21 protein-coding genes are annotated in these 19,425 nt (G+C 61.5%); 11 read left to right on the plus strand and 10 right to left on the minus strand.

All coding sequences use genetic code 11. From position 1 onward, the window contains the following. The first annotated feature begins 8 nt into the window (after positions 1 to 8). Positions 9 to 578: a bifunctional transcriptional activator/DNA repair enzyme AdaA gene (locus BcanWU425_RS22450; RefSeq protein ID WP_085353539.1), complete on the plus strand. Its 570-nt coding sequence runs from the start codon at positions 9 to 11 to the stop codon at positions 576 to 578. Positions 579 to 1,339: 761 nt separating this feature from the next. Next, positions 1,340 to 1,777, plus strand: coding sequence for a hypothetical protein (locus BcanWU425_RS22455; RefSeq protein ID WP_231188560.1), 438 nt, complete (start codon positions 1,340 to 1,342; stop codon positions 1,775 to 1,777). A 124-nt stretch (positions 1,778 to 1,901) separates the two neighbouring features. Here the strand turns inward: BcanWU425_RS22455 and BcanWU425_RS22460 are convergent, their stop codons facing one another. Then, positions 1,902 to 2,798: a DMT family transporter gene (locus BcanWU425_RS22460; RefSeq protein ID WP_085353541.1), complete on the minus strand. Its 897-nt coding sequence runs from the start codon at positions 2,796 to 2,798 to the stop codon at positions 1,902 to 1,904. A 510-nt stretch (positions 2,799 to 3,308) separates the two neighbouring features. Here BcanWU425_RS22460 and BcanWU425_RS22465 point away from each other — a divergent pair. The 6 genes from BcanWU425_RS22465 to BcanWU425_RS22490 all read left to right on the plus strand — a co-directional run bounded on the left by BcanWU425_RS22465 (position 3,309) and on the right by BcanWU425_RS22490 (position 10,712). Beyond that, on the plus strand, positions 3,309 to 3,497 hold the full coding sequence (locus tag BcanWU425_RS22465; protein WP_231188561.1) for a hypothetical protein: 189 nt from the start codon (positions 3,309 to 3,311) through the stop codon (positions 3,495 to 3,497). Positions 3,498 to 3,558: 61 nt separating this feature from the next. Beyond that, positions 3,559 to 7,323 (plus strand): vitamin B12-dependent ribonucleotide reductase, encoded by a 3,765-nt coding sequence (locus BcanWU425_RS22470; RefSeq protein ID WP_204511065.1) that lies wholly within the window; start codon positions 3,559 to 3,561, stop codon positions 7,321 to 7,323. Positions 7,324 to 7,444: 121 nt separating this feature from the next. After that, positions 7,445 to 8,254: a hypothetical protein gene (locus tag BcanWU425_RS22475; protein ID WP_204511056.1), complete on the plus strand. Its 810-nt coding sequence runs from the start codon at positions 7,445 to 7,447 to the stop codon at positions 8,252 to 8,254. A 77-nt stretch (positions 8,255 to 8,331) separates the two neighbouring features. Beyond that, positions 8,332 to 8,937 (plus strand): hypothetical protein, encoded by a 606-nt coding sequence (locus tag BcanWU425_RS22480; protein ID WP_204511055.1) that lies wholly within the window; start codon positions 8,332 to 8,334, stop codon positions 8,935 to 8,937. Between the two features lie 126 nt (positions 8,938 to 9,063). After that, positions 9,064 to 9,762, plus strand: coding sequence for a hypothetical protein (locus tag BcanWU425_RS22485; RefSeq protein ID WP_204511054.1), 699 nt, complete (start codon positions 9,064 to 9,066; stop codon positions 9,760 to 9,762). Between the two features lie 434 nt (positions 9,763 to 10,196). Further along, complete coding sequence (locus tag BcanWU425_RS22490; protein ID WP_204511053.1) at positions 10,197 to 10,712, plus strand: ParB N-terminal domain-containing protein; 516 nt, start codon at positions 10,197 to 10,199, stop codon at positions 10,710 to 10,712. Between the two features lie 142 nt (positions 10,713 to 10,854). Here the strand turns inward: BcanWU425_RS22490 and BcanWU425_RS22495 are convergent, their stop codons facing one another. The 3 genes from BcanWU425_RS22495 to BcanWU425_RS22505 form a co-directional block, all read right to left on the minus strand. Next, positions 10,855 to 11,361, minus strand: a complete 507-nt coding sequence (locus BcanWU425_RS22495; RefSeq protein ID WP_026232748.1) for a hypothetical protein — start codon at positions 11,359 to 11,361, stop codon at positions 10,855 to 10,857. Positions 11,362 to 11,726: 365 nt separating this feature from the next. Then, a complete protein-coding gene (locus BcanWU425_RS22500; protein ID WP_204511052.1) occupies positions 11,727 to 12,017 on the minus strand; it encodes a hypothetical protein in 291 nt (96 codons plus the stop codon). 335 nt (positions 12,018 to 12,352) lie between these two features. After that, the gene (locus BcanWU425_RS22505) at positions 12,353 to 12,649 is read right to left on the minus strand and encodes an HdeA/HdeB family chaperone (protein WP_231188562.1); all 297 of its coding nucleotides are present in this window, start codon (positions 12,647 to 12,649) and stop codon (positions 12,353 to 12,355) included. A gap of 223 nt (positions 12,650 to 12,872) precedes the next feature. On the opposite strand from BcanWU425_RS22505, the gene BcanWU425_RS22510 reads away from it, so the two are divergent. Then, entirely contained in the window at positions 12,873 to 13,904 is a 1,032-nt protein-coding gene (locus BcanWU425_RS22510) for a hypothetical protein (RefSeq protein ID WP_204513928.1), read from the plus strand. A 429-nt stretch (positions 13,905 to 14,333) separates the two neighbouring features. Here BcanWU425_RS22510 and BcanWU425_RS22515 read toward each other — a convergent pair whose 3' ends face one another. From BcanWU425_RS22515 to BcanWU425_RS22525, 3 genes are all read right to left on the minus strand, one after another. Beyond that, positions 14,334 to 14,552, minus strand: a complete 219-nt coding sequence (locus BcanWU425_RS22515) for a hypothetical protein (protein WP_007609614.1) — start codon at positions 14,550 to 14,552, stop codon at positions 14,334 to 14,336. Positions 14,553 to 14,633: 81 nt separating this feature from the next. After that, complete coding sequence (locus tag BcanWU425_RS22520; RefSeq protein WP_085353548.1) at positions 14,634 to 14,939, minus strand: GlsB/YeaQ/YmgE family stress response membrane protein; 306 nt, start codon at positions 14,937 to 14,939, stop codon at positions 14,634 to 14,636. Further along, positions 14,936 to 15,133 (minus strand): hypothetical protein, encoded by a 198-nt coding sequence (locus tag BcanWU425_RS22525; RefSeq protein WP_204511050.1) that lies wholly within the window; start codon positions 15,131 to 15,133, stop codon positions 14,936 to 14,938. The genes BcanWU425_RS22520 and BcanWU425_RS22525 overlap by 4 nt, the downstream gene beginning before the upstream one ends. 375 nt (positions 15,134 to 15,508) lie before the next feature. Between BcanWU425_RS22525 and BcanWU425_RS22530 the strand changes: the two genes are divergently transcribed. Beyond that, complete coding sequence (locus tag BcanWU425_RS22530; RefSeq protein WP_018454515.1) at positions 15,509 to 16,243, plus strand: DUF1236 domain-containing protein; 735 nt, start codon at positions 15,509 to 15,511, stop codon at positions 16,241 to 16,243. Between the two features lie 125 nt (positions 16,244 to 16,368). Here BcanWU425_RS22530 and BcanWU425_RS22535 read toward each other — a convergent pair whose 3' ends face one another. Together BcanWU425_RS22535 and BcanWU425_RS22540 are read right to left on the minus strand one after the other, a co-directional pair. After that, the gene (locus tag BcanWU425_RS22535; RefSeq protein ID WP_018454516.1) at positions 16,369 to 16,839 is read right to left on the minus strand and encodes an SMI1/KNR4 family protein; all 471 of its coding nucleotides are present in this window, start codon (positions 16,837 to 16,839) and stop codon (positions 16,369 to 16,371) included. A gap of 123 nt (positions 16,840 to 16,962) precedes the next feature. Beyond that, complete coding sequence (locus BcanWU425_RS22540) at positions 16,963 to 17,970, minus strand: acyl-CoA desaturase (RefSeq protein ID WP_018454517.1); 1,008 nt, start codon at positions 17,968 to 17,970, stop codon at positions 16,963 to 16,965. A gap of 205 nt (positions 17,971 to 18,175) precedes the next feature. Between BcanWU425_RS22540 and BcanWU425_RS22545 the strand changes: the two genes are divergently transcribed. Next, positions 18,176 to 18,973 (plus strand): transglycosylase SLT domain-containing protein, encoded by a 798-nt coding sequence (locus BcanWU425_RS22545; protein WP_026232751.1) that lies wholly within the window; start codon positions 18,176 to 18,178, stop codon positions 18,971 to 18,973. 119 nt (positions 18,974 to 19,092) lie between these two features. Here the strand turns inward: BcanWU425_RS22545 and BcanWU425_RS22550 are convergent, their stop codons facing one another. Further along, entirely contained in the window at positions 19,093 to 19,368 is a 276-nt protein-coding gene (locus tag BcanWU425_RS22550) for a hypothetical protein (RefSeq protein ID WP_027517656.1), read from the minus strand. Positions 19,369 to 19,425: the final 57 nt, after the last annotated feature.

Consider the following 19,425-nt stretch of genomic DNA (forward strand, 5'->3'; position numbering starts at 1 on the left):
AATGAGTCATGCTCAGTTTTGAGGTATGCAACACCGCGCGCTTGCAGCGCGATCCCCGCTATGACGGCCGTTTCTACACGGCAGTGAAGACCACGGGAATCTACTGCCGCCCGGTTTGCCCGGTGAAGCAGCCGTTGACCCGTAACGTGACCTACTATCAAACTGCAGCGGCCGCCGAGGCCGCGGGGTACCGACCTTGCCTGCGTTGCCGTCCGGAGACCGCGCCCTTCTGTGCTGCCTGGAATGGCACGCGTTCGACAGTCGCGCGGGCCTTGAAATTGATCGATGGTGGCGCCTTGGATGACGCTTCGGTTGCCGCACTGGCCGATCGGCTCGGGGTAAGCTCGCGCCACCTTGCGCGTCTGTTCGAACGGTACGTCGGGGCCAGCCCCCAACAGGTCGCGAAGACCAGGCGTGTACAGAGGGCGAAGCGCCTACTTGACGAGACGACTGAACCACTGGCCCAGATCGCCTACCGAGCTGGCTTTGGCAGCGTGCGCCGGTTCAACGCCGTCTTTCGCGAACTCTATGGGCGCTCGCCCTCCAGCATTCGCCACCGCCGCAGAGTATTCGCCTGAGGTCGGGCATCCCAACGTTGGTCCGCTGTTGGACCCATTGCGGACTAACTGGTCTCGCGCGGTTGTGTTGAAGCTGCTAGACACGTGAAGTGTCGCTGTTCTTACTCTTTTTTTGGACTTTCACTGCTGGGCATTGCCGGATGGGGATTTCAATCCATCGTGGCAGAGCTAGATAGGTCGTGCCTCCCCCGGACGGACGCAATTTCTCGCAAGTTTCAGGTTGAGGCGTTTATCTGGGGGGACCGCGCGCCGTTGGCGCTGAGGCGTCGGTATATCGCAACACAAGCCTGCGCGGTCCCGGCGCTCCTTTGCCTGGCGGCTCTCGTGTGGCTCAACGAGCCGCGCCGCGATGTCCGCGCTTTGGGGGTGATCGCGTTCTGTTTCGTGTCGTTTGTCGTGGCCGCTTCCTTGGCCTGGAAGACTGCCCGAAGCAGCGGCTCAAAATTATCCTGACGGAGGCAACAATGCGTGGCCTGATCTACATTTGGGGCGCGGGAATACCGCTTCTGGTCGGGCTTGAGATATATCTCGCTACGAACGCTCTCCGAAACCTCGCTCCCGGGGTAGAAAGAAAAGACGTAGTATTTCTGAGAAGGTTTGCAGATGGCGGCAGCCCTCCAGGAGGTCGCTCCCCGAAGCATGGCGGACCAGATTTGCTCAGTTGAGTTCTTCGTATGCTGACCCGAAGTGGATGTTGTACTGTTTGCCAATGGCGAGGTGCTTTGGTCCCCCATCGGACCACGTACGATGGCGCCCGACCCATGAATGATCACCGAAAGATCAAAGTCTTTTTTGAAGTGTTGGGACGGCTCCTGTCGCGAGTTGGGTCTCAAGCGCTGGCCCGTATTGGCGCCGAGTTGGGACCTAAGGAAAAAGTCACGCTGACCAATGGGCTGTACTTCCGCGTCGAACGGTCTGGTTTGACCCTTGTGTCGGTCGGCGCTGGTGAGTGTCAATCGATGAAGCTTTCGGTCGATGAAGCAAAGCAGATATTCTCATCGATCGAGTCCGCGTGCACCAGTCGCGATGTTGTCAAGGTCCGGGCCGGAGAGCTATCTTGGACGACCGATGCTCGGCCGAAATCCAATCCTGAAAAGGTGGTTATCAGGTTCACAGGACCGCTGGGATTCACACGCACGGACGCCAGGCGTAAAGATGTTGCAGCAGCGGTCGTAGAGTTCGCCAACCGATTTGGGTAGAGACAATCCCCCGCAAGGCAGGTCGGCTCTTGGCGCATCTGCGAGCTCGGAGACCTTCCGCTCTCCGGCCGATGTTGACGATGAACCGGAAGTCCAGGCGGCCAGCCGCTCATGAATATACGCCCTACCGCGTCGCCAGCACCACGGCCGCCAGCGTGAACACCAGCGCGGCAATCTGCCCTGCCCCCAGCGGCTCGTGGAGCGCGATCGCGGACGCCACGACGCCGATGACGGGCACCGCCATGGTGCCGATCGCGGCGACGGAAGCCGGCAGGCGCGCAAGGGCAGCGAACCAGCTGACATAGGCGATGCAGAACTGCACCACGGTCGAATAGACCAGGAGCCACCAGCCGACCGGCGTCACCAGTTCCAGATGCGTGGTCTCGATGGCGAGGCCGATGATAGTGATCGGCAGGCAGCCGATCCCGATCTGCCAGGCCGCGGCGGTGATCGGCGGCAGGCGGATCGGGTACTTCTTCGAAAACACCGTGCCGGCGGCGAAGCCGAGCGCGCCGCACAGCGCCATAACGATGCCCGGCAGCTTGTCCGCAGTGGCGGCAAAGCCGTTGCCGCCCATGATCGAGGCCAGGCCGGCAAAGGCCATCACCAGCGCGATGGTGCGCAACAAGGTCGGCCGCTCGCCGAGCACCGGCCAGGCGATCAGCGAGGCCCAGACCGGCATGGTGTAGGCGATCAGCGCCGCTTCGCTCGCCGGCAGCCACAGCAGTGCCAGACCCATCAGCACCATCCAGCCGGTGACGTTGAGGATCGCGGCGGTCACGAGGCGCGGCCAGATCGCGCGCGGGACGCTGAGGCTGTCAGCGCGGATCAGTGCCAGCGCCGCCAGCAGCACCGCGCCGAGCACGCCCGTCGCCCCGCGCAAGGTCAGCGGCGGCAGCTCGGAGAGCAGGAATTTCGTCACCGGCCAATTGAAACCCCAGCCCACCGAGGTGATGGCGAGGAATATCAGGCCGGCCGGGGCGATGCGCGCTCGCAGCACCGGCCGAGTCGAATCAAGCATGTGGGTAGTCCGGCAAAATCGAGGGCAGCTTGGCGCGGATTCGCGCCTCCCACCACCACCCCGGCGGGCATGCCTGCCCTCACCTTCCGTAGCCCTACGTGAGTCCCCCCGAGGCAAGCCCGCGATTCAAAAATATACCTGCCCTGTGAACAGCGGGGTGAAGCCTCAGCGGCACCCCAAGATGCAAATTTTTTCGGTTGGGAATCCCTGAGGACTCACTGATACTTGGCTCAACAACAGGCGCGGGCCTGCCCCCTGTTATCCCCCATAATCCACCATATTTAGTATTTGATTCAGGAACTCGCACTAGTTCTTGACGGGCGTAACGGAGAGTCCTAGTTTTCGATCCGTTCGGCGCGAGTGTGTTTGCGTCCCGCCGGCACTCCCCCAAAGGGTCTGCAAAACAGCACTCCGCCAAGCCAGACAAGGGCAGCGGGATACGGGCTTGTCTGCCCGGCGAGAGCGGACTTTTCGGGCGCCTGAACGGGCTGGAAACAGGCCCGGATGGCAATGGTTGAAGACGTGACGTTGTGGGGCGTTGAACGCATGTCGGGCTCATCCCTTTGGGGCGGATGGGTCTGGACGTGCCGGCGGATGATCGGTGCGCGCATCGAGCAATCGCGTCGGGAGAAAACGGGCCGGGTCTACCGGCTGAGCTGCGATGCCAAGGGCCAGGCGGCCTCGAGCACCGCGAAATGAAATGATGACCCGGCACGCCTGAACGGAGGCGGTCCGGTCAAAGATAGGACGGGGCAAGACCATGCGGATTGAGCGGCGCCACACCACTTCGGGACAGTCACCTTACGCCGGCATCGATTTCCGGCTGACCACGTCGGAGATCAGGAATCCCGACGGCTCGGTCGTGTTCAAGCTCGACAATGTCGAGGTGCCGACCGCGTGGTCGCAGGTCGCCTCCGACGTCCTCGCCCAGAAGTACTTCCGCAAGGCCGGCGTTGCCGCGCGCCTGAAGAAGGTCGAGGAAGAGTCCGTCCCCTCCTTCCTGTGGCGTTCCGTTCCCGACACCGAGGCGCTCGCCCTCCTGCCCGAGAAAGAGCGCTATGTCAGCGAGCTCTCGGCCAAGCAGGTGTTCGACCGTCTCGCCGGCTGCTGGACCTATTGGGGCTGGAAGGGCAAGTACTTCTCCTCCGACGAGGACGCCCAGACCTTCTACGACGAGCTCCGCTACATGCTGACCATGCAGATGGTCGCGCCGAACTCGCCGCAATGGTTCAACACCGGTCTGCACTGGGCCTACGGCATCGACGGTCCCGGCCAGGGCCATTATTACGTCGACCCCTTCACCGGCAAGCTGACCCGGTCGAAATCCTCCTACGAGCATCCGCAGCCGCACGCCTGCTTCATCCAGGGCGTCGGTGACGACCTCGTCAACGAGGGCGGCATCATGGACCTCTGGGTCCGCGAAGCGCGCCTGTTCAAATACGGCTCCGGCACCGGCTCCAACTTCTCGCGCCTGCGCGGCGAAGGCGAACGCCTCTCCGGCGGCGGCCGCTCGTCCGGCCTGATGAGCTTCCTCAAGATCGGCGACCGCGCCGCGGGCGCGATCAAGTCGGGCGGCACCACGCGCCGCGCCGCCAAGATGGTCGTCGTCGACGTCGATCACCCCGACATCGAGACCTATATCGACTGGAAGGTGAAGGAGGAGCAGAAGGTCGCCGCTCTCGTCACCGGATCCAAGATCAACCAGAAGCACCTCAAGGCGGTGCTGAAGGCCTGCGTCAATTGCGAAGGCTCGGGCGACGATTGCTTCGATCCCGAGAAGAACCCGGCGCTGCGCCGCGAGATCAAGCTGGCGCGCCGCAGCCTCGTACCCGACAACTACATCAAGCGGGTCATCCAATTTGCAAAACAGGGCTACAAGGACATCCAGTTCGACGTCTATGACACCGACTGGGATTCGGAAGCCTATCTCACGGTTTCGGGGCAGAACTCCAACAATTCGGTGTCGCTGAAGGACGACTTCCTGCGCGCGGTCGAGACCGACGGCGACTGGAATCTCGTGGGACGCACCACGAAGAAGATCACCAAGACGCTGAAGGCGCGCGACCTCTGGGAAAAAATCGGCTACGCCGCCTGGGCGTCGGCCGACCCGGGCCTGCACTTCAACACCACCATGAATGACTGGCACACCTGCAAGGCGTCCGGCGACATCCGCGCCTCCAATCCGTGCTCGGAATACATGTTCCTGGACGACACGGCGTGCAACCTCGCCTCCGCCAATCTGCTGACGTTCTACGACATCCCCTCCAAGCGTTTCGACGTCGAAGGCTACGAGCATCTCTGCCGGCTCTGGACCATCGTGCTCGAAATCTCGGTGATGATGGCGCAGTTCCCGTCGAAGTCGATTGCCGAGCTCTCCTACGAGTTCCGCACGCTCGGCCTCGGCTACGCCAATATCGGCGGCCTCTTGATGACCATGGGTCTGTCCTATGACAGCAAGGAAGGCCGCGCCATCGCCGGCGCGCTGACCGCGATCATGACCGGCATCACCTACAAGACCTCGGCCGAGATGGCGGCCGAGCTCGGCACCTTTCCCGGCTACAAGAAGAACGCCGCGCACATGCTGCGCGTGATCCGCAACCACCGCCGCGCCGCCCATGGCCAGTCCAACGGCTACGAGGGGCTCAGCGTCAACCCGGTGCCGATGGACCTGGTGTCGTGCCCGCAGACCGACCTCGTCACCCATGCGCAAGCGGCCTGGGATGCGGCGCTCGAGCTCGGCGAGAAGCACGGCTATCGCAACGCCCAGACCACGGTGATCGCGCCGACCGGCACGATCGGCCTCGTCATGGATTGCGACACCACCGGCATCGAGCCCGACTTCGCCCTGGTGAAGTTCAAGAAGCTCGCCGGCGGCGGCTACTTCAAGATCATCAACCGTGCGGTCCCCGCAGCACTGCGCGCGCTGGGCTATCGCGAGAGCGAGATCGCGGAGATCGAAGCCTACGCCGTCGGCCACGGCTCGCTCTCCAACGCGCCCGGCATCAACGCCTCGACCTTGAAGGCCAAGGGCTTCACCGACGAAGCCATCGCCAAGGTCGAGAAGGCGCTGCCGACCGCGTTCGACATCAAGTTCGCCTTCAACAAATGGACCTTTGGCGAGGACTTCATCCGCGACCAGCTCGGCATCGGTGCCGAGGCCATCGCGGCCCCCGGCTTCGACCTGCTCCAGGCCGTCGGCTTCACCAAGCGCGAGATCGAGGCGGCCAACGTCCACATCTGCGGCGCGATGACGGTGGAAGGTGCCCCGCACCTCAAGGCCGAGCACTATCCGGTGTTCGACTGCGCCAACCCTTGCGGCAAGGTCGGCAAGCGCTATCTCTCGGTCGAGAGCCACATCCGCATGATGTCGGCGGCGCAGCCCTTCATCTCGGGTGCGATCTCCAAGACCATCAACATGCCGAACGACGCCACCGTGGAGGACTGCAAGTCCGCCTACATGCTGTCGTGGAAGCTGGCGCTCAAGGCCAACGCGCTCTATCGCGACGGCTCCAAGCTCAGCCAGCCGCTCAACTCGCAGCTCATCGCCGACGATGAGGACGAGGACGATGCGGTCGAGAGCCTCTACGACAAGCCGATGGCGGCGCGCACCGCCCAGGTCTCGGAAAAGATCGTCGAGAAGCTGGTCGAGCGCATCATCGTGATGCGCGAGCGCGAGAAGATGCCGGATCGCCGCAAGGGCTACACCCAGAAGGCGGTCGTCGGCGGACATAAGGTCTATCTGCGCACCGGCGAATATGACGACGGCCGCATCGGCGAGATCTTCATCGACATGCACAAGGAAGGCGCGGCACTGCGCTCCTTCATCAACAACTTCGCCATCGCGGTGTCGCTGGGTCTGCAGTACGGCGTGCCGCTCGACGAATATGTCGACGCCTTCACCTTCACCCGCTTTGAGCCGGCGGGCCCCGTGCAGGGCAACGACAGCATCAAGTACGCGACCTCGATCCTCGACTACGTCTTCCGCGAACTGGCTGTGAGCTATCTCAGCCGCTTCGACCTTGCCCATGTCGATCCCAGCGAGACCGGGTTCGACGTGCTCGGCAAGGGCGTCGAGGAAGGCAAGGAGCCGGATGATCACGGCCAGCGCGCCTCCAAGCTGGTGTCGCGCGGCCTCACCCGCTCCCGCACCGACAACCTCGTGGTGATGCGCGGCGGCTCGACCGCGGTCGCGCAGGGCAACGACAGCGCACCGGCCGGCGGCAGCAAGGTCACCTCGCTCGCCTCGCACGGCGCAGGCCGTGCCGGCGACGTCCTGGAAGGCGCGGTCGCGCTGAAGCAGGAAGTGGCCCACGACCTCTCGCCCACCGAGAAGTTAGAGGCCCTGCAATGGAGCAAGGCCGGCAGCGCCCAAGTCGCAGTGCCCAGCAAGGCCGAGCGCCGCGCGGAAGCGAAAGCCAAGGGCTACGAAGGCGAAATGTGCAGCGAGTGCGGCAACTTCACGCTGGTACGGAATGGCACGTGTATGAAGTGCGATACGTGCGGCTCGACGACGGGGTGTTCGTGAGGGGTCCGGTCGCGACCGGGCTTACCTGACTATACATTGACGGAAAGGCGGCCGCGAGGCCGCCTTTCTGTTTGCAACCAGAAGACGTGCCATCTAAGGTTTGGCTTTCAGGAGAAACCTTTTGCCCGAAAAGTCGAAGCAGTGTCCCCTATGTTTTGTTATCGGCCCGATCGGCAGGGATGGCACGTCCGAGAGAAAACACGCTGACTTGCTTCTGCACTCAGTAATAAGGCATGTGCTCGAATCGGGGGAGTTCAACTACAAAGTCAAGCGCGCCGACGAGGATGCTGACCCCGGCATGATCGGCGATCGCGTCGTAAGCGACATAATAAACTCCGATCTCGTGGTTGCCGATCTTACTGATCTGAATCCCAATGCCTTTTATGAGTTGGGGATTAGGCACTCAACAGAGAAACCCACGATACATATGGCCAAGCTGGGCACAGCTTTACCATTTGACAACATTTCTCATCGAACGATCTTCGTTGATTTGATGGATTGGCACAGTACTGAAGCCGCCCGAAGCCGTCTGGCAGACGCGGCCAGAGCGATAAGGGCTGCTGACTACAAAGTCAGCAATCCTATTACTCAAGCAAATGCCAGTTTTCGAATGCGACGAAGCGAGGACCCTCGAGATCGCTTCCTAGCGGACGTGCAAGAGCGAATGTTTTTCTTGGAAAATTCTCTGACGAGGACCTCTCCGGAAGAGCTAATCGTTAGCGAAAGACAAGAGGTCATACGACAGATAAAGAACGAAGTGGACCACCTACGCCGTAGGGGACAGTCTGACGCATTCATAAAAACGCGCCTCGAAACTGGCCCCTTCTCACACCGTCTTTCCGGCATATCCATCGAGGGGATTCTCATGAGGACCGTTATCGATGGTGGAGCATTTGTGATTGGAATAGATCCACCAATCGACAGCACCTGACGTCGATTGCAAGCGTAGCGCGGATGAGCGCAGCTATATCTGCAAGCCAAGCAATCAATCTCTGGAGGTTTCCTCGCATGACAAGCAAAGCTGATTGGCCTGATCCCAACTGGCACATCGGACAGCTTGATCATCTGCATGCACTCGGCGTGATCACTTCTGCATACAATCAACTAGAATTTGTGCTGCTGACGTTCTTCGCAAAGTACGTGGTAACGGACCCCGAGGCTGCCCAAAAAATTTTTGGACTCCTCTCAAATTACAATACTTGCGATCTAATACGAGAAGCTGCACAGACGAAAGAAGAAGATGAAACTGCGCGAGAATCTGTGCTGCACTTCCTGAAAGGATTCGAAGTCCTTGAATGGAATAGAAATTTTCTGGCGCACTCTCATTCCATCTTGAACAACCCTGAGCAATCTCATCTTACTTTCGGGAAAGGGTCTCGAAGCAAGCCTAACGTTTGGAGTTTTGTCCACCTGAGCTTGCCAGAAATTAGGGCGATCGCGGACTCCATTCGCGATTATTGGTCGTTCGGATCAGGCCTCAATCTTTGGCTTATTGGCCGCGGTACACTCATCTTTCCAGGCGGCCGCAAAGAGACCGTGGTGCTTCCTGATAGGCCACCTCTGCCGGAAAAGCTTAATACGGTGTCTCGTCGCGCCCCGGAGCAGCAAGCCTAACCCGCACGAGCGCGAACTACGGGCGCAGTTCGTAGGACTGTCTGGAGAGAAGCGATGTTTGTCGATGACACAGCGCGAATGACGGGTTCGCAGCCACAAGCTAGCTGGAGTAATATGTGAGGATCAATGGCAGGAAAGTGGTTTGCTAATCGGGGCCAGATTATACAAGCGGCGATCGCCTTTGTAGCGCTGCTCTTTGGTATCTACGTGGCGTTACCGCAACTTCCCGTGCAACACGGGGTTGCAGGCCTTCTGAAGGTGTGGCCGATCATCCTTTTTCCCGCAATAACTACCGTGTCCGTCATATGGTTTTTCAACCATCGACTATCGAAAAAGCTCGAGCAACTAGGATCAAACATGAGCGGCCCGGCCGCGACAGGAGATAAGTCAGTAGAACCGCTCGTTCCAACTAGTGAGCTGTCCGATTTTCGGATTCCTGACGACGGCGTAAGCACTGAGAGTGTGACTTTGAGGCTGGGCGAGTACTGGGAGCGAGGGCCCGATTTGAGTCGGACCCGCATCATTCTTTCGCAGTTTATTCACGAACCAGATCAGCCTTCTCTTGTCGAGCTCGCGTTTGATTTTGGCACGGGCGCGTTTGTACACGGCGGCACGAAGACGAAGCGCACAAGTACCAATCGATACTTTCTTCCAGTAGCTGAGTCGGGCCTGCCGATGGAGCCCTATTCGATTTTCAAATTTACGTTTGCGGAGGACAATCTCAATTTCTTTGGTGTGCGCGTGGACCATATCAACTCGTTTGATAGCAGCGCGAGACTGCTTATAGCTCGTTGCAGGCTGTTGCGTAGGCGTCCAGGCTTGTAGGAGCACAGTTCGGTGTCCGGCCTTGATCCGCCCCACCCAGAGCTCGCCATAAATTCTCCTTCACATGCGCGTTGTGTGGAACAGCGGCGCGACCCGTCGTTCCAACGATCGGACTGCCGCACTCCCAGCGACGCCCGACTGGATCGAGAGCGCAGAGCAGGCCCTGCGCGGCTGGATCGACTGGTCTCCTGAATAGAACAGGGCTGGGTGGCCCCACCCCTATTTCGTATTGGCGTCGACCGCGTCCAGCTCGTCGGATGGGTGGAGCGAAGCGATACCCATCTCCGCCAAATCCACAGAAGGATGGGTTTCCCATCCTACGAGTCATTGACACCCCGCCGCCGAAATTACCTTTGCGGTCGAGCCCTTCCCTCCTAAACTCCGACCACCCCCGGCATCGGTTCCGGCGCGCCCGGTAGAAGCGGAGTCAAGTTATGCCCAAACCGGAAAGCTTCCCGATCGAGAAGATCTTCGTTCCCACGAAGCAGAAGAAAGCCATCAAGCCCGAGATCGTCGGGGAGATCGCTGAAAGTATGCTGGACATCGGACAACAGGAACCCATTTCCGTCCGGCTCGACGGAGACCGCCTCGTTCTGGTCGAGGGACTGCATCGGCTCGAAGCCTGCAAGGCGCTCGGCGAGACAACCATTATCGGTGTCATCGTCCCGGCGGAGGTCGCTCAACACAGGCCGCTGCTGTCCGAAGGACCCGCAGTCGAGGCAGAGCGCATCAAAATGGCGCGATTGAAACAGCTGCGCCTCGAGAAGGAAGCTGCGGAAGCATCTATGGATGGCTCGAAGAGCGTCAACGGAACGGAAGCGCCGCGCACCCGTCCGACGAAAGGCGTTCGCGACAATCCGAAGGCATCACCGGGCCGGACTGCGAAATCGACACCGAAAACATTGTCGGACTGGATCACGCAGCAAAAGGGCCACGGCGGTCGCTATTGATTGTTGGCTCCAGCTCGTAGGATGGGTGGAGCGAAGCGATACCCATCACCGCTCGATCGGCGAGAGATGAAGGGTTTCGTAAGGGCTCAACCCATCCTACGACCTAGAGCTCAACCCAGCCTACGCGCTATCTACGCCCGCCTCACCGTATCTCGCTCATCGACACCTTGGCGGCGATCCCGCTCAACTCGGGCTGTTGCGGTGCGAACTCCTCGTTGGACGATGAGCCTAGCGAGACGTCGACCATCCTGCGCTTGACCTGTTCGCATGTCTTGCGGACGTCTTCGGTGAACAGCGCGCATTCTTCGATGCGCTTGAAGATCTTCCGACCCTCTTCACGATACTCCGCCGCCGTTTCTCGCATGAAGGCGATCGCATCATGGACCTGGGCAGTCAGCGCCTCGCATTTTTGCGCGGCGTCGATCAACTCGGTGCCCATGGCCTCGATCTCTTTTGCAGCGGACTCATAGTCCCGAACGACCGCCTCTGCACTGAGCGCGCCGACGCGCGTCACGCCCGCGGTGTGCTCGACGTAATCAGGCAGAGCAATGGAAGCAAGAGAGCTTCCCGAGCGTATCGATGCAATGTCCTCCTCGAGCTGGACCAAGTTTACTCCGTCCCGCCTGCGCAATTGTTCGACATTTGCCATTATTGATCTCCCATACGCACCCCGAACCCTTAACAGCATCGGGTTTATTACGGGGATAAGCTCCGTTCTACTCTGATGTATCCTTGACAGCCGCAGTTTTGCCGCTTTTTCCCGATTGCCCAATTGCACGCATGGATAGATTTATCGGCGTTCAACCTCTCCTGGTCGCGGCCGGCGAAGATGGCACGTGCGCCTCGCTAGAAGTCGACCTGTCGAGCAACAGACGCGCCAATACGCACGGTGAAGCGAGCACAGCTCGGATCGCGTGTGTGCGGGCCCGGAACTCGGATCACCTCTCCCCACTCGGAGAGAGGTGCTCCGCGCACAGCCGACCGACGGTGCTCTGGCCGCTGCGCAAAGACCGGCTAGTAGCAAGGCGGGTAAGGTTCGTAGCCGCAGCGGCGATAGCCGCCGTAGGCTCCGTAAGCCCCGTAAGCTGCCGCACCAGCCGCAGCAACTCCGACGCCCACGGCAACTCCGCGGCGCACGGCTGCACCACGATAGACGCCACCGCGATAGACACCGCCGTGATGAACACCAACCCGACCAACCCCGACGCCTCTTCGATAGGCGAAGGCGTCAGTCGAAACAGTCACGATGCAGGCGATGCCAATGATTGCGGATGCGGTAAGTGAAACGATGGTTCGGCGCGACATGTCCACTCTCCTTCCTGGATTGGGACGGTGCGTCAGCGCAATTCGCTAGTGAGCGGGTTTGTTGATTTAGAACAATGCGGGCCCTTGCGATCTGGCGGCCGGGTTCATAACGAGACAGCGAAAGTGTCACGCTTTACCTACATAGGGCATCAGCGGGAGCCACACCGCTTTCGGTCATGTACCTGACGCTCGCGACGCATGCCGGTTCGGCAATGCCACGCCCCACCCCCGTGCCCGCGATAATTTCTCGTTCGCACGCGCGTTGGGGGGACAGCGGCGCAACCTCTCCTTCCGGCGATAGGACTGCCGCACTCCGAGGCTGGGCGGCCCCGCCCCTACTTCGTATCGGCCTCAACCACCTCCAGCAGCGGCATCTCGCGATGCGACTCGCAGAAGCGCGAGAGCTTGTTGCCGTTCTTGTTCAGCGCTTGCGTATCCACGACGGGATTGTTGCGGCGGCCGGCGTAGAACCCGGCGAGCCAGACGTTCACGGTCTGCATGTGGGTGATGCGCTGGGTGATGTACTGGTCGCAGCTGATCTTGGAAACGTCGACCAGCACCTGGGCCTTGGCCGGCACGGCCAGCAGCAGGGCCGCGAAGGCACCAAGGACGATCGCTCTTGTCTGAACCATGTGTTCCTTCCGATGAATGTCTGCATGGTGGGGACGGTCGGGCGCCGCATGCTTGATCCAGATCAAGGGCGCCCGTTGCATACCCCCACGACCGCCCCACCCCGAGGCCTCGCCATAATTTTTCCTTCGGACGCGCGTTGTGTTGGATGACGGCGAGACCTATCGTTCCGACGATCAGACTGCCGCACTCCCATTGACGCCCGACTGGATCGAGAGCGCATCGGTGCCCGAGACGAACGACCCCAAACCTGACGACCACAAGCCAGACGCGCCCAAGCCTGACGCCCCCAAGCCGGAGGCAGAGCGCGCCGACGGCGGGCTGGCGCGGGCCTACGACCGGATCAAGAGCGCAGAGCAAGACCTGGCGCGGCTGGACCGGCTGGTTTCCGGAATGGAACGCGGCAACGAAGGCCCGCGGGTCTCGCGAGCAAGCGCCGGTGCGGAGACCGTCCAGACTCCCAAGGACAAGATTCCCGAAGACAAGACCCCCAAGGCCGCGGCGCCGGCGCCGGATAGCAGGGTTCGTAATCAAGGCCTCATGGGAGACCGGCCCATGCTGCGCGCTCTGGTCGGCCTCGTGCTGGCGATCGGCATTCTCGGTGCCGCCTTCGCTTCGCAATATCGCGATGAGGCCAGGTCTATGACCAAGTCGATCATGGCGCGATGGGCTCCGCCGGCCGCGACTGAGCCTCCGCATGCGTCCGCGGTTGAAAGTCCGGCGCAACCGCCGGCCGTGCAGCTGGCTGCCGCGGATGAGCCCGGCACGGTGCCCGCGCCGCCCGCCGGCAAGGACACGGAGAGCAATGCGGGGTTCGACGCTTCAAGACCCGACGCTTCAAGAACTACCGCCCCGGCTCCCGACCCCTCGTCGTCCGATCTCGCGCAATCGCTCAAGACCATCACCAGCGAGCTTGCGAGCATGAACGGAAAGCTCGAGCAACTGAAAAGCCGCAACGAGCAGACGCTGCGCGAGCAGGCCGACACCATTCAGCAGCTCAAGGCGGCGCAGGAGAAGGATGCGGCGGCCAATGCGCGCCTCGCCGCACAGGTCCAGGCGCTGCAAAAGGAGCTGACGACGTCATCCGCATCGGCATCCGCGAAACCCGCCGCGCGGAGCGTGATCACCAACGAGACCGCTGCGCCCGCACGGCCGCACGTGCAAGCGGCCGCACCTCGGCGACCCCGGCCGTCGCGAGGGCCCTGGATGCCCCCGCCCTATATGGTCGATCCCTACTATGGGGATCCGGATTGGTGAGCCCGCGGGGCGGATGAGCTGACGTTACGGAGCCGCCAATCGAAGGCGGCCCCGGATGTTGCGTTGGTGCGGCTAGCGCCAACCGCGATGACGGCCCCTGCTCCAGCCGTAGTGATGACCGCGGCCGCCACGTCCCATGTGACCGTGTCCATGGCCACCGCGCGCGAGAATCACCGGACTGTCGGAGCCAGAGACCAACGTCTCAGCCGCAACGCGGGGCATGGCAGAAGCGGAAAATGTCGACATTGCCGCGATTGCGCACGCGGCAACGCCGATCAACAAATGACGTATCATGTTGGGGATTCTCCAGGAGCCGCGTGATAGCGGCAGAGATGAATGCTTCCGCCGCCCCAGAGTTCCATCGAAACATCAGGGAACGGCAATGAACGCGAGCCCTTCTGCGCCGGCACGCACGCTCGCGGACCGGCATCAATCACGCGGCGAGATCTGAAGCTCCATCAACGCCATGCGCTCCAGGACAGCGGGGTCTCGCTCGCCCTCCTTCGCTGTGCGAAGGATTGTTTCCGCGATCGACCGGACATGCGCGGAGCTGACCGGGGCCGGCAGTGACGCCACCGCCGTGTCCAGCGCAGTTTTCATGATGCCGATGGTTTCAGGCGTAAAAGATGCATTCGAAAAGTCTAACATGCTGGATCCGATCCGGAGGTCATCACGAGCGTCTTTGCCGCGGGCGTCTCACCGGCGCCTGATGCGGCTGCGGAGCAAGGGTCACCAACGCCGGCCCCAGCTGCCGCGCCAGCTGCTTCCCCATCCACCACCACCGCGCACCAGCCGGACGACGAGGAGCAGCAGGACCGCGCCTACGGTCGCGTTGACGATCGCGCTGATCATGCCGCTGCCGAGATGCACGCCGAGCTGAGGCAACAACCAGCTGCCGACAAACGCGCCCAGGATTCCGATGATGATATCGCCGATGATCCCAAAGCCGGTCCCGCGGACGATCTGGCCCGCCAGCCAGCCGGCGACGAGACCGACAAACAAGATCACCAAAAGGCTTTCGCCGGACATTCTCATTTTGTGACCTCGATCACTTGGTTCAAATGGCTGCTGATCTGCGCAATCCGGTCGACCAGGGCCGTCAGATGTCGCGGTAATGGGTCGTGCTCACCCCGAAGCCTGATCCGAAGGCGGTCTGCTATTTCATGAGAGATCGCCAGGCTGGAGCCGCGGTCGATCTGAATGGCATTGCGAACATCGGGGTTGTTCATGAAGGTTTTCCGGTTGATACGCACGGAGGACGCTTCGCGCCGAGTCGCACTCACAACGCGACTGCGGTCTTTAACTCAGGCGAGGATCGGAGGTTCGATCTCGCAACGCTCGGGGATCACTGACACAACAGCCCCATCGAGCAAGAGTTCCTTCCGATCACAACTTATGTTTGAAATTCATTGGTCGCGTCCAAGCCAACGCGGGATGCAAAGCTCTTGTTATCGCCGACTCATCTATTTTGCAGCTTGTTCGGATGTCGAGGCATCAATCGTCGTTAAACCAGAAATAGAATCGGAACTGCAGCCCGTCGAGACCGTTCGTTCCCATGGCTGACGTTCGTCGGCATCATATTCAAATGAATTGAAAGAGATCAGATGAAACATACTTTGCTGGCTTCCGTCGCCGTTGTGGCGTTGTTCGCTGCGACCGGCACTGCAATGGCTCAAGGCGTCAATCAGGGCGGCGCCAAGGGTGCGGAGTCCCCCGCTGCCGTTTCGCCGAAAGCCGAAACCGCGGCACCGATGAATGCGCCCACAGCAAAGGACGCCCCCACCGCGGCACCGCACGGCTCGCCGGCAGCGGCAACGCCGCAGCACGCACAGGGCGCGCCTGACGCAAAGCACTCCGGCGACGTCAAAGCCGATGGCAAGGCGAAGACCACGGAAACAATGGCCCCGGCCACCACTTCGAAGCCGACTGCCGACAGCAAGACGCCCGGCGAGATGAAGGCGAATGGGATGACCAAGGCGCCCGATTCGGCCACCACGTCGAAGGACGTGAAGACCCCGACCGCCGAGAGCAAGCCTTCGGCGCCCGAGGGCAAGACGACCGGCAATGCCGCTACCACGGCGGTCGCGGCGCCTCCCGCCGAAAAGCGTACCCAGATCACTTCGGCCATCAAGCAGGAGAAGGTCGAGGAAGTCACCAACGTGAACTTCAACATCTCGATCGGCACCACCGTCCCGGCAGGCGTTCGTTATCATGCGATCCCGAGCCGCATCGTCGAAATCTATCCGGAGTGGCGCGGATACGAGTTCATTCTGGTGCACGGCAGGTACGTCATTCTTCGTCCGCACACCCACGAGATCGTCTATATCATCGAGGGCTAAGCGAAATCCGACGGATGACGCGCAAACCGAAAGGGCGGCTTATGGCCGCCCTTTTGTCGTTCGGCCCCACGCGATCATGATGGGTTTCGCAAGGGCTCAATCCGCCCGAACGGCTGCATATCCATTCACCCCTCTCCCAAGCCGAGAATGAAGGTCTCAAGATCGGGCGCGAGTTCATTTGTGTTCGGGAAATCGGCGAACATGTCGCCACCGTCCACCGGTTCATGCTCGTGATCCCAGTAGAAGACCTGGCCATAACTGTCCTCCTCCAGACTCAGCAGGAACAGGTCGCCGCCGGGATCGGGAGCGAAGGGGCAGCTCAGTCGGGGGATTCGATTCATGCCCCGATACACATCGTAATTGTCGATGACGCCGTAGCTGTCGGTCGGATGCGTCGTGAACAGCACGTCCAAGACGGTGCGGTCGTTGCGCCAAGGCAGCTCGACGCCGCAGCGGTCGAAGCCGCCGCCGTCCGATTGCGCCAGCAGCTCCTTGTAGGGCGCGGGCAACGGCGCACCGATGTGTTGCTCCAGCGCGCGGATGGCGTTGGAGGGCGCCGGTGGCCGTCGGTCGTCCATGAGATCCAGATAGTTCATCGGCCTAACTTTGTGTCCCGTGGGTCATCAAAGCGCCCGCGCCAGTGAGCCAACCGCCTCACCACGCCGCCGATTTGGTGTGGCCGAATCCCTTGGCGTGGTGGAGCACTGAGCCCGTAGGCTTCAGACCATCGCTTCGGTATCTGCCACTGGACGCTTTCCGCCGTCCGGATCTCCCGAGCGAAGCGTCCGGCTTCCGGCAGAGAAAATGTCCTGCACCAATCCGAGCTTGCCGAGTCCCAAAATGATCAGGCCGTTGATGTCGATCTCGTACCAGGCGTGCGAAATGTAGGCGTCGCGCGGAAACCGGTGATGGTTGTTGTGCAGGCCTTCACCGAAAGTGAGGATCGTGGTCACGAACTCGTTGGTGGTGCCGTCGTCGAGATCGAAGCGGCGGTAGCCGTAGCGGCCGTCGCTGTGGCAGACCGAGTTGACCAGTGATGTCGCCATGGTCATGAGGTAGCTGCGGAACAGGCCGGAGAACAGGATGCAGCCGGTCATCGTGTGCACGCCGCCAAACGCGTAGCCGATCGCGCCCGGAATAATCACTGCCGAGAGCGCGTACCAGTACCAGCGCGTCCTGGTGAAGAACATGGCGATCGGATCGGCCAGGATATCCTTGGCGTAGTATTCGGCATCCGTGGTGGCCTGGTCCCACACCCAGCCGCCTTGCGCATGCATCATCCCCTTGGCGAAGGTGACATAGGGGTTGCCGTCGCCGTCATAGTAAGGGCTGTGGACGTCGCCGGGCTTGTCGGAGTGAAGATGATGCCGGCGATGATTGCTCACCCATTTCAGGATCGAGCCCTGCACCGCCATGGTGGCGATGGCCGCGAACAGCGTCCGCATCACCGGACCGCAGCGGAAGCTGCGGTGCACGAAGTAGCGGTGCATGAAGCCGATGCCGACCGTGGACAGCGCGAACGTGCCGGCGAAGACCGAAACCTCCACCCAGCCGATGCCTTGCCAGAAGGCCCAGACCAGCGCCGCGATCGACCCACCGATCATGATGACGAAGGAGATGTAGGAATCGCGAAACTTGGCGTCGACCACGGGACCTTCGACCAGTACGCCCGGCGGCATTTTCCGCTCCGCAGCTTCCGCTGGCACCACGCTTTCGATTACGGTCATTCCAGCCGATCCATTCACACAAAATTAACCCTGCTGCGGCGCACAGTACAACCTCGGGTTATTTCCATCAAGGATTCGAGCTGCCGTGGGAGTACGGAGCGGCGACTTGAAAACAGGCGACCAGAGGAAAAAGAAGCCGGATTTCAAGGCCTGGTGACAGCGTTAACCAGGTACAAAGCCTCCGCAATGCACTCCCAGAAGACCGATGCCAGGACAAAGCAAGCGCCCCCTCCCTCGCCTTCGCAAGCTCCGGCGTAGCGCGCGATCGATGCGAAAGACCTTCGCCCGCGCACCGCGGATGGTTCGGATCGCGGGCGGCGCGGCGATGCTGCTTGCGGTCCTCGTCCTCGTGAACATCGCCTATCAAACGGTGCGCAAGCCGACCGAGCTGTTCGTCCTAGTCGGCCATGCGCTCGACAAGGAGCCATCGGACACGTGGCGGCAATACGGGCCGCTGTTCCGCAAGCATTCCACCGCGACGATCACGCCGGAATTGCTGGCCGCGCTGGCGCAGGTCGAGACATCGGGCAATCCGCTCGCGCGCACCTACTGGCGCTGGCGATGGAGCTTCAATCCGCTCGCGATCTATCGGCCCGCATCGAGCGCCGTCGGCCTCTTCCAGATGCTGGACGCAGCCTTTGCTGACGCCGCGCGGTTCTGCGTTCGTGGCAACGCGGTCACGGAGGCCGGCTGCGGCTCGACCTTCCTCTATAGCCGCGCGATTCCGAGCCACGCCATCGAGCTGGCATCGGTGTATCTCGACCGCAATCTCGCCGATGTTCTCGCCCGCGCGGGCGATGTGAAGGCGAGTGCACGCGAGAGGCAGGATCTCGCCGCCTTCATCCATCTCTGCGGCGCAGGCCCCGCAACGGCCTTCGCACGCCGCAAGTTTCAAATGGCCGCCGACGAACGCTGCGGCGATCACCTCGTCGCGAGCTATGTCGCCAGGGTCAACGCGATGAAGCGGCAGTTTGTGCGGCTCGCCGCGGAGGACGGCGACTAGCAAAGGAGCGTAGCCCGGATGAGCGAAGCGACATCCGGGAATGCTGCGGCAACGTCCCGGATATCGCTTCGCTCATCCGGGCTACAGGAGCCAATCAATTCCGCGTCCGTCGGTGGCCTTCACCACCAGTACGGCCAGCGCCATCCCTCGTAGCGGACATATGACGATACCAAGGGCGGGCCGTAGGGATCGACCCGGTCGTCTTCCGGGCGATAACGATAGCGTGGAACGATATTGTAATCCCACGGCGTCGGCCGGAGCACGGGGACATCCACCCTCAGCCGTTGTTCATCCACCACTCGCGCCTTCCGCGCCCGGGCTTCGGCATCCGATATCCCGAGATTGCACAGCACCAGGGCGGTTCCGAGCGCACACGCGACAGTCATGATCTTCATGCGTTGGTCTCCTTCCCCCAAGAGTGCAAAAGGACGTCAAGCAAGGCAAGCGAATTT

Origin of the sequence: Bradyrhizobium sp. WU425 (genome assembly GCF_021052305.1) — a bacterium.
Lineage (GTDB): Bacteria > Pseudomonadota > Alphaproteobacteria > Rhizobiales > Xanthobacteraceae > Bradyrhizobium > Bradyrhizobium canariense_D.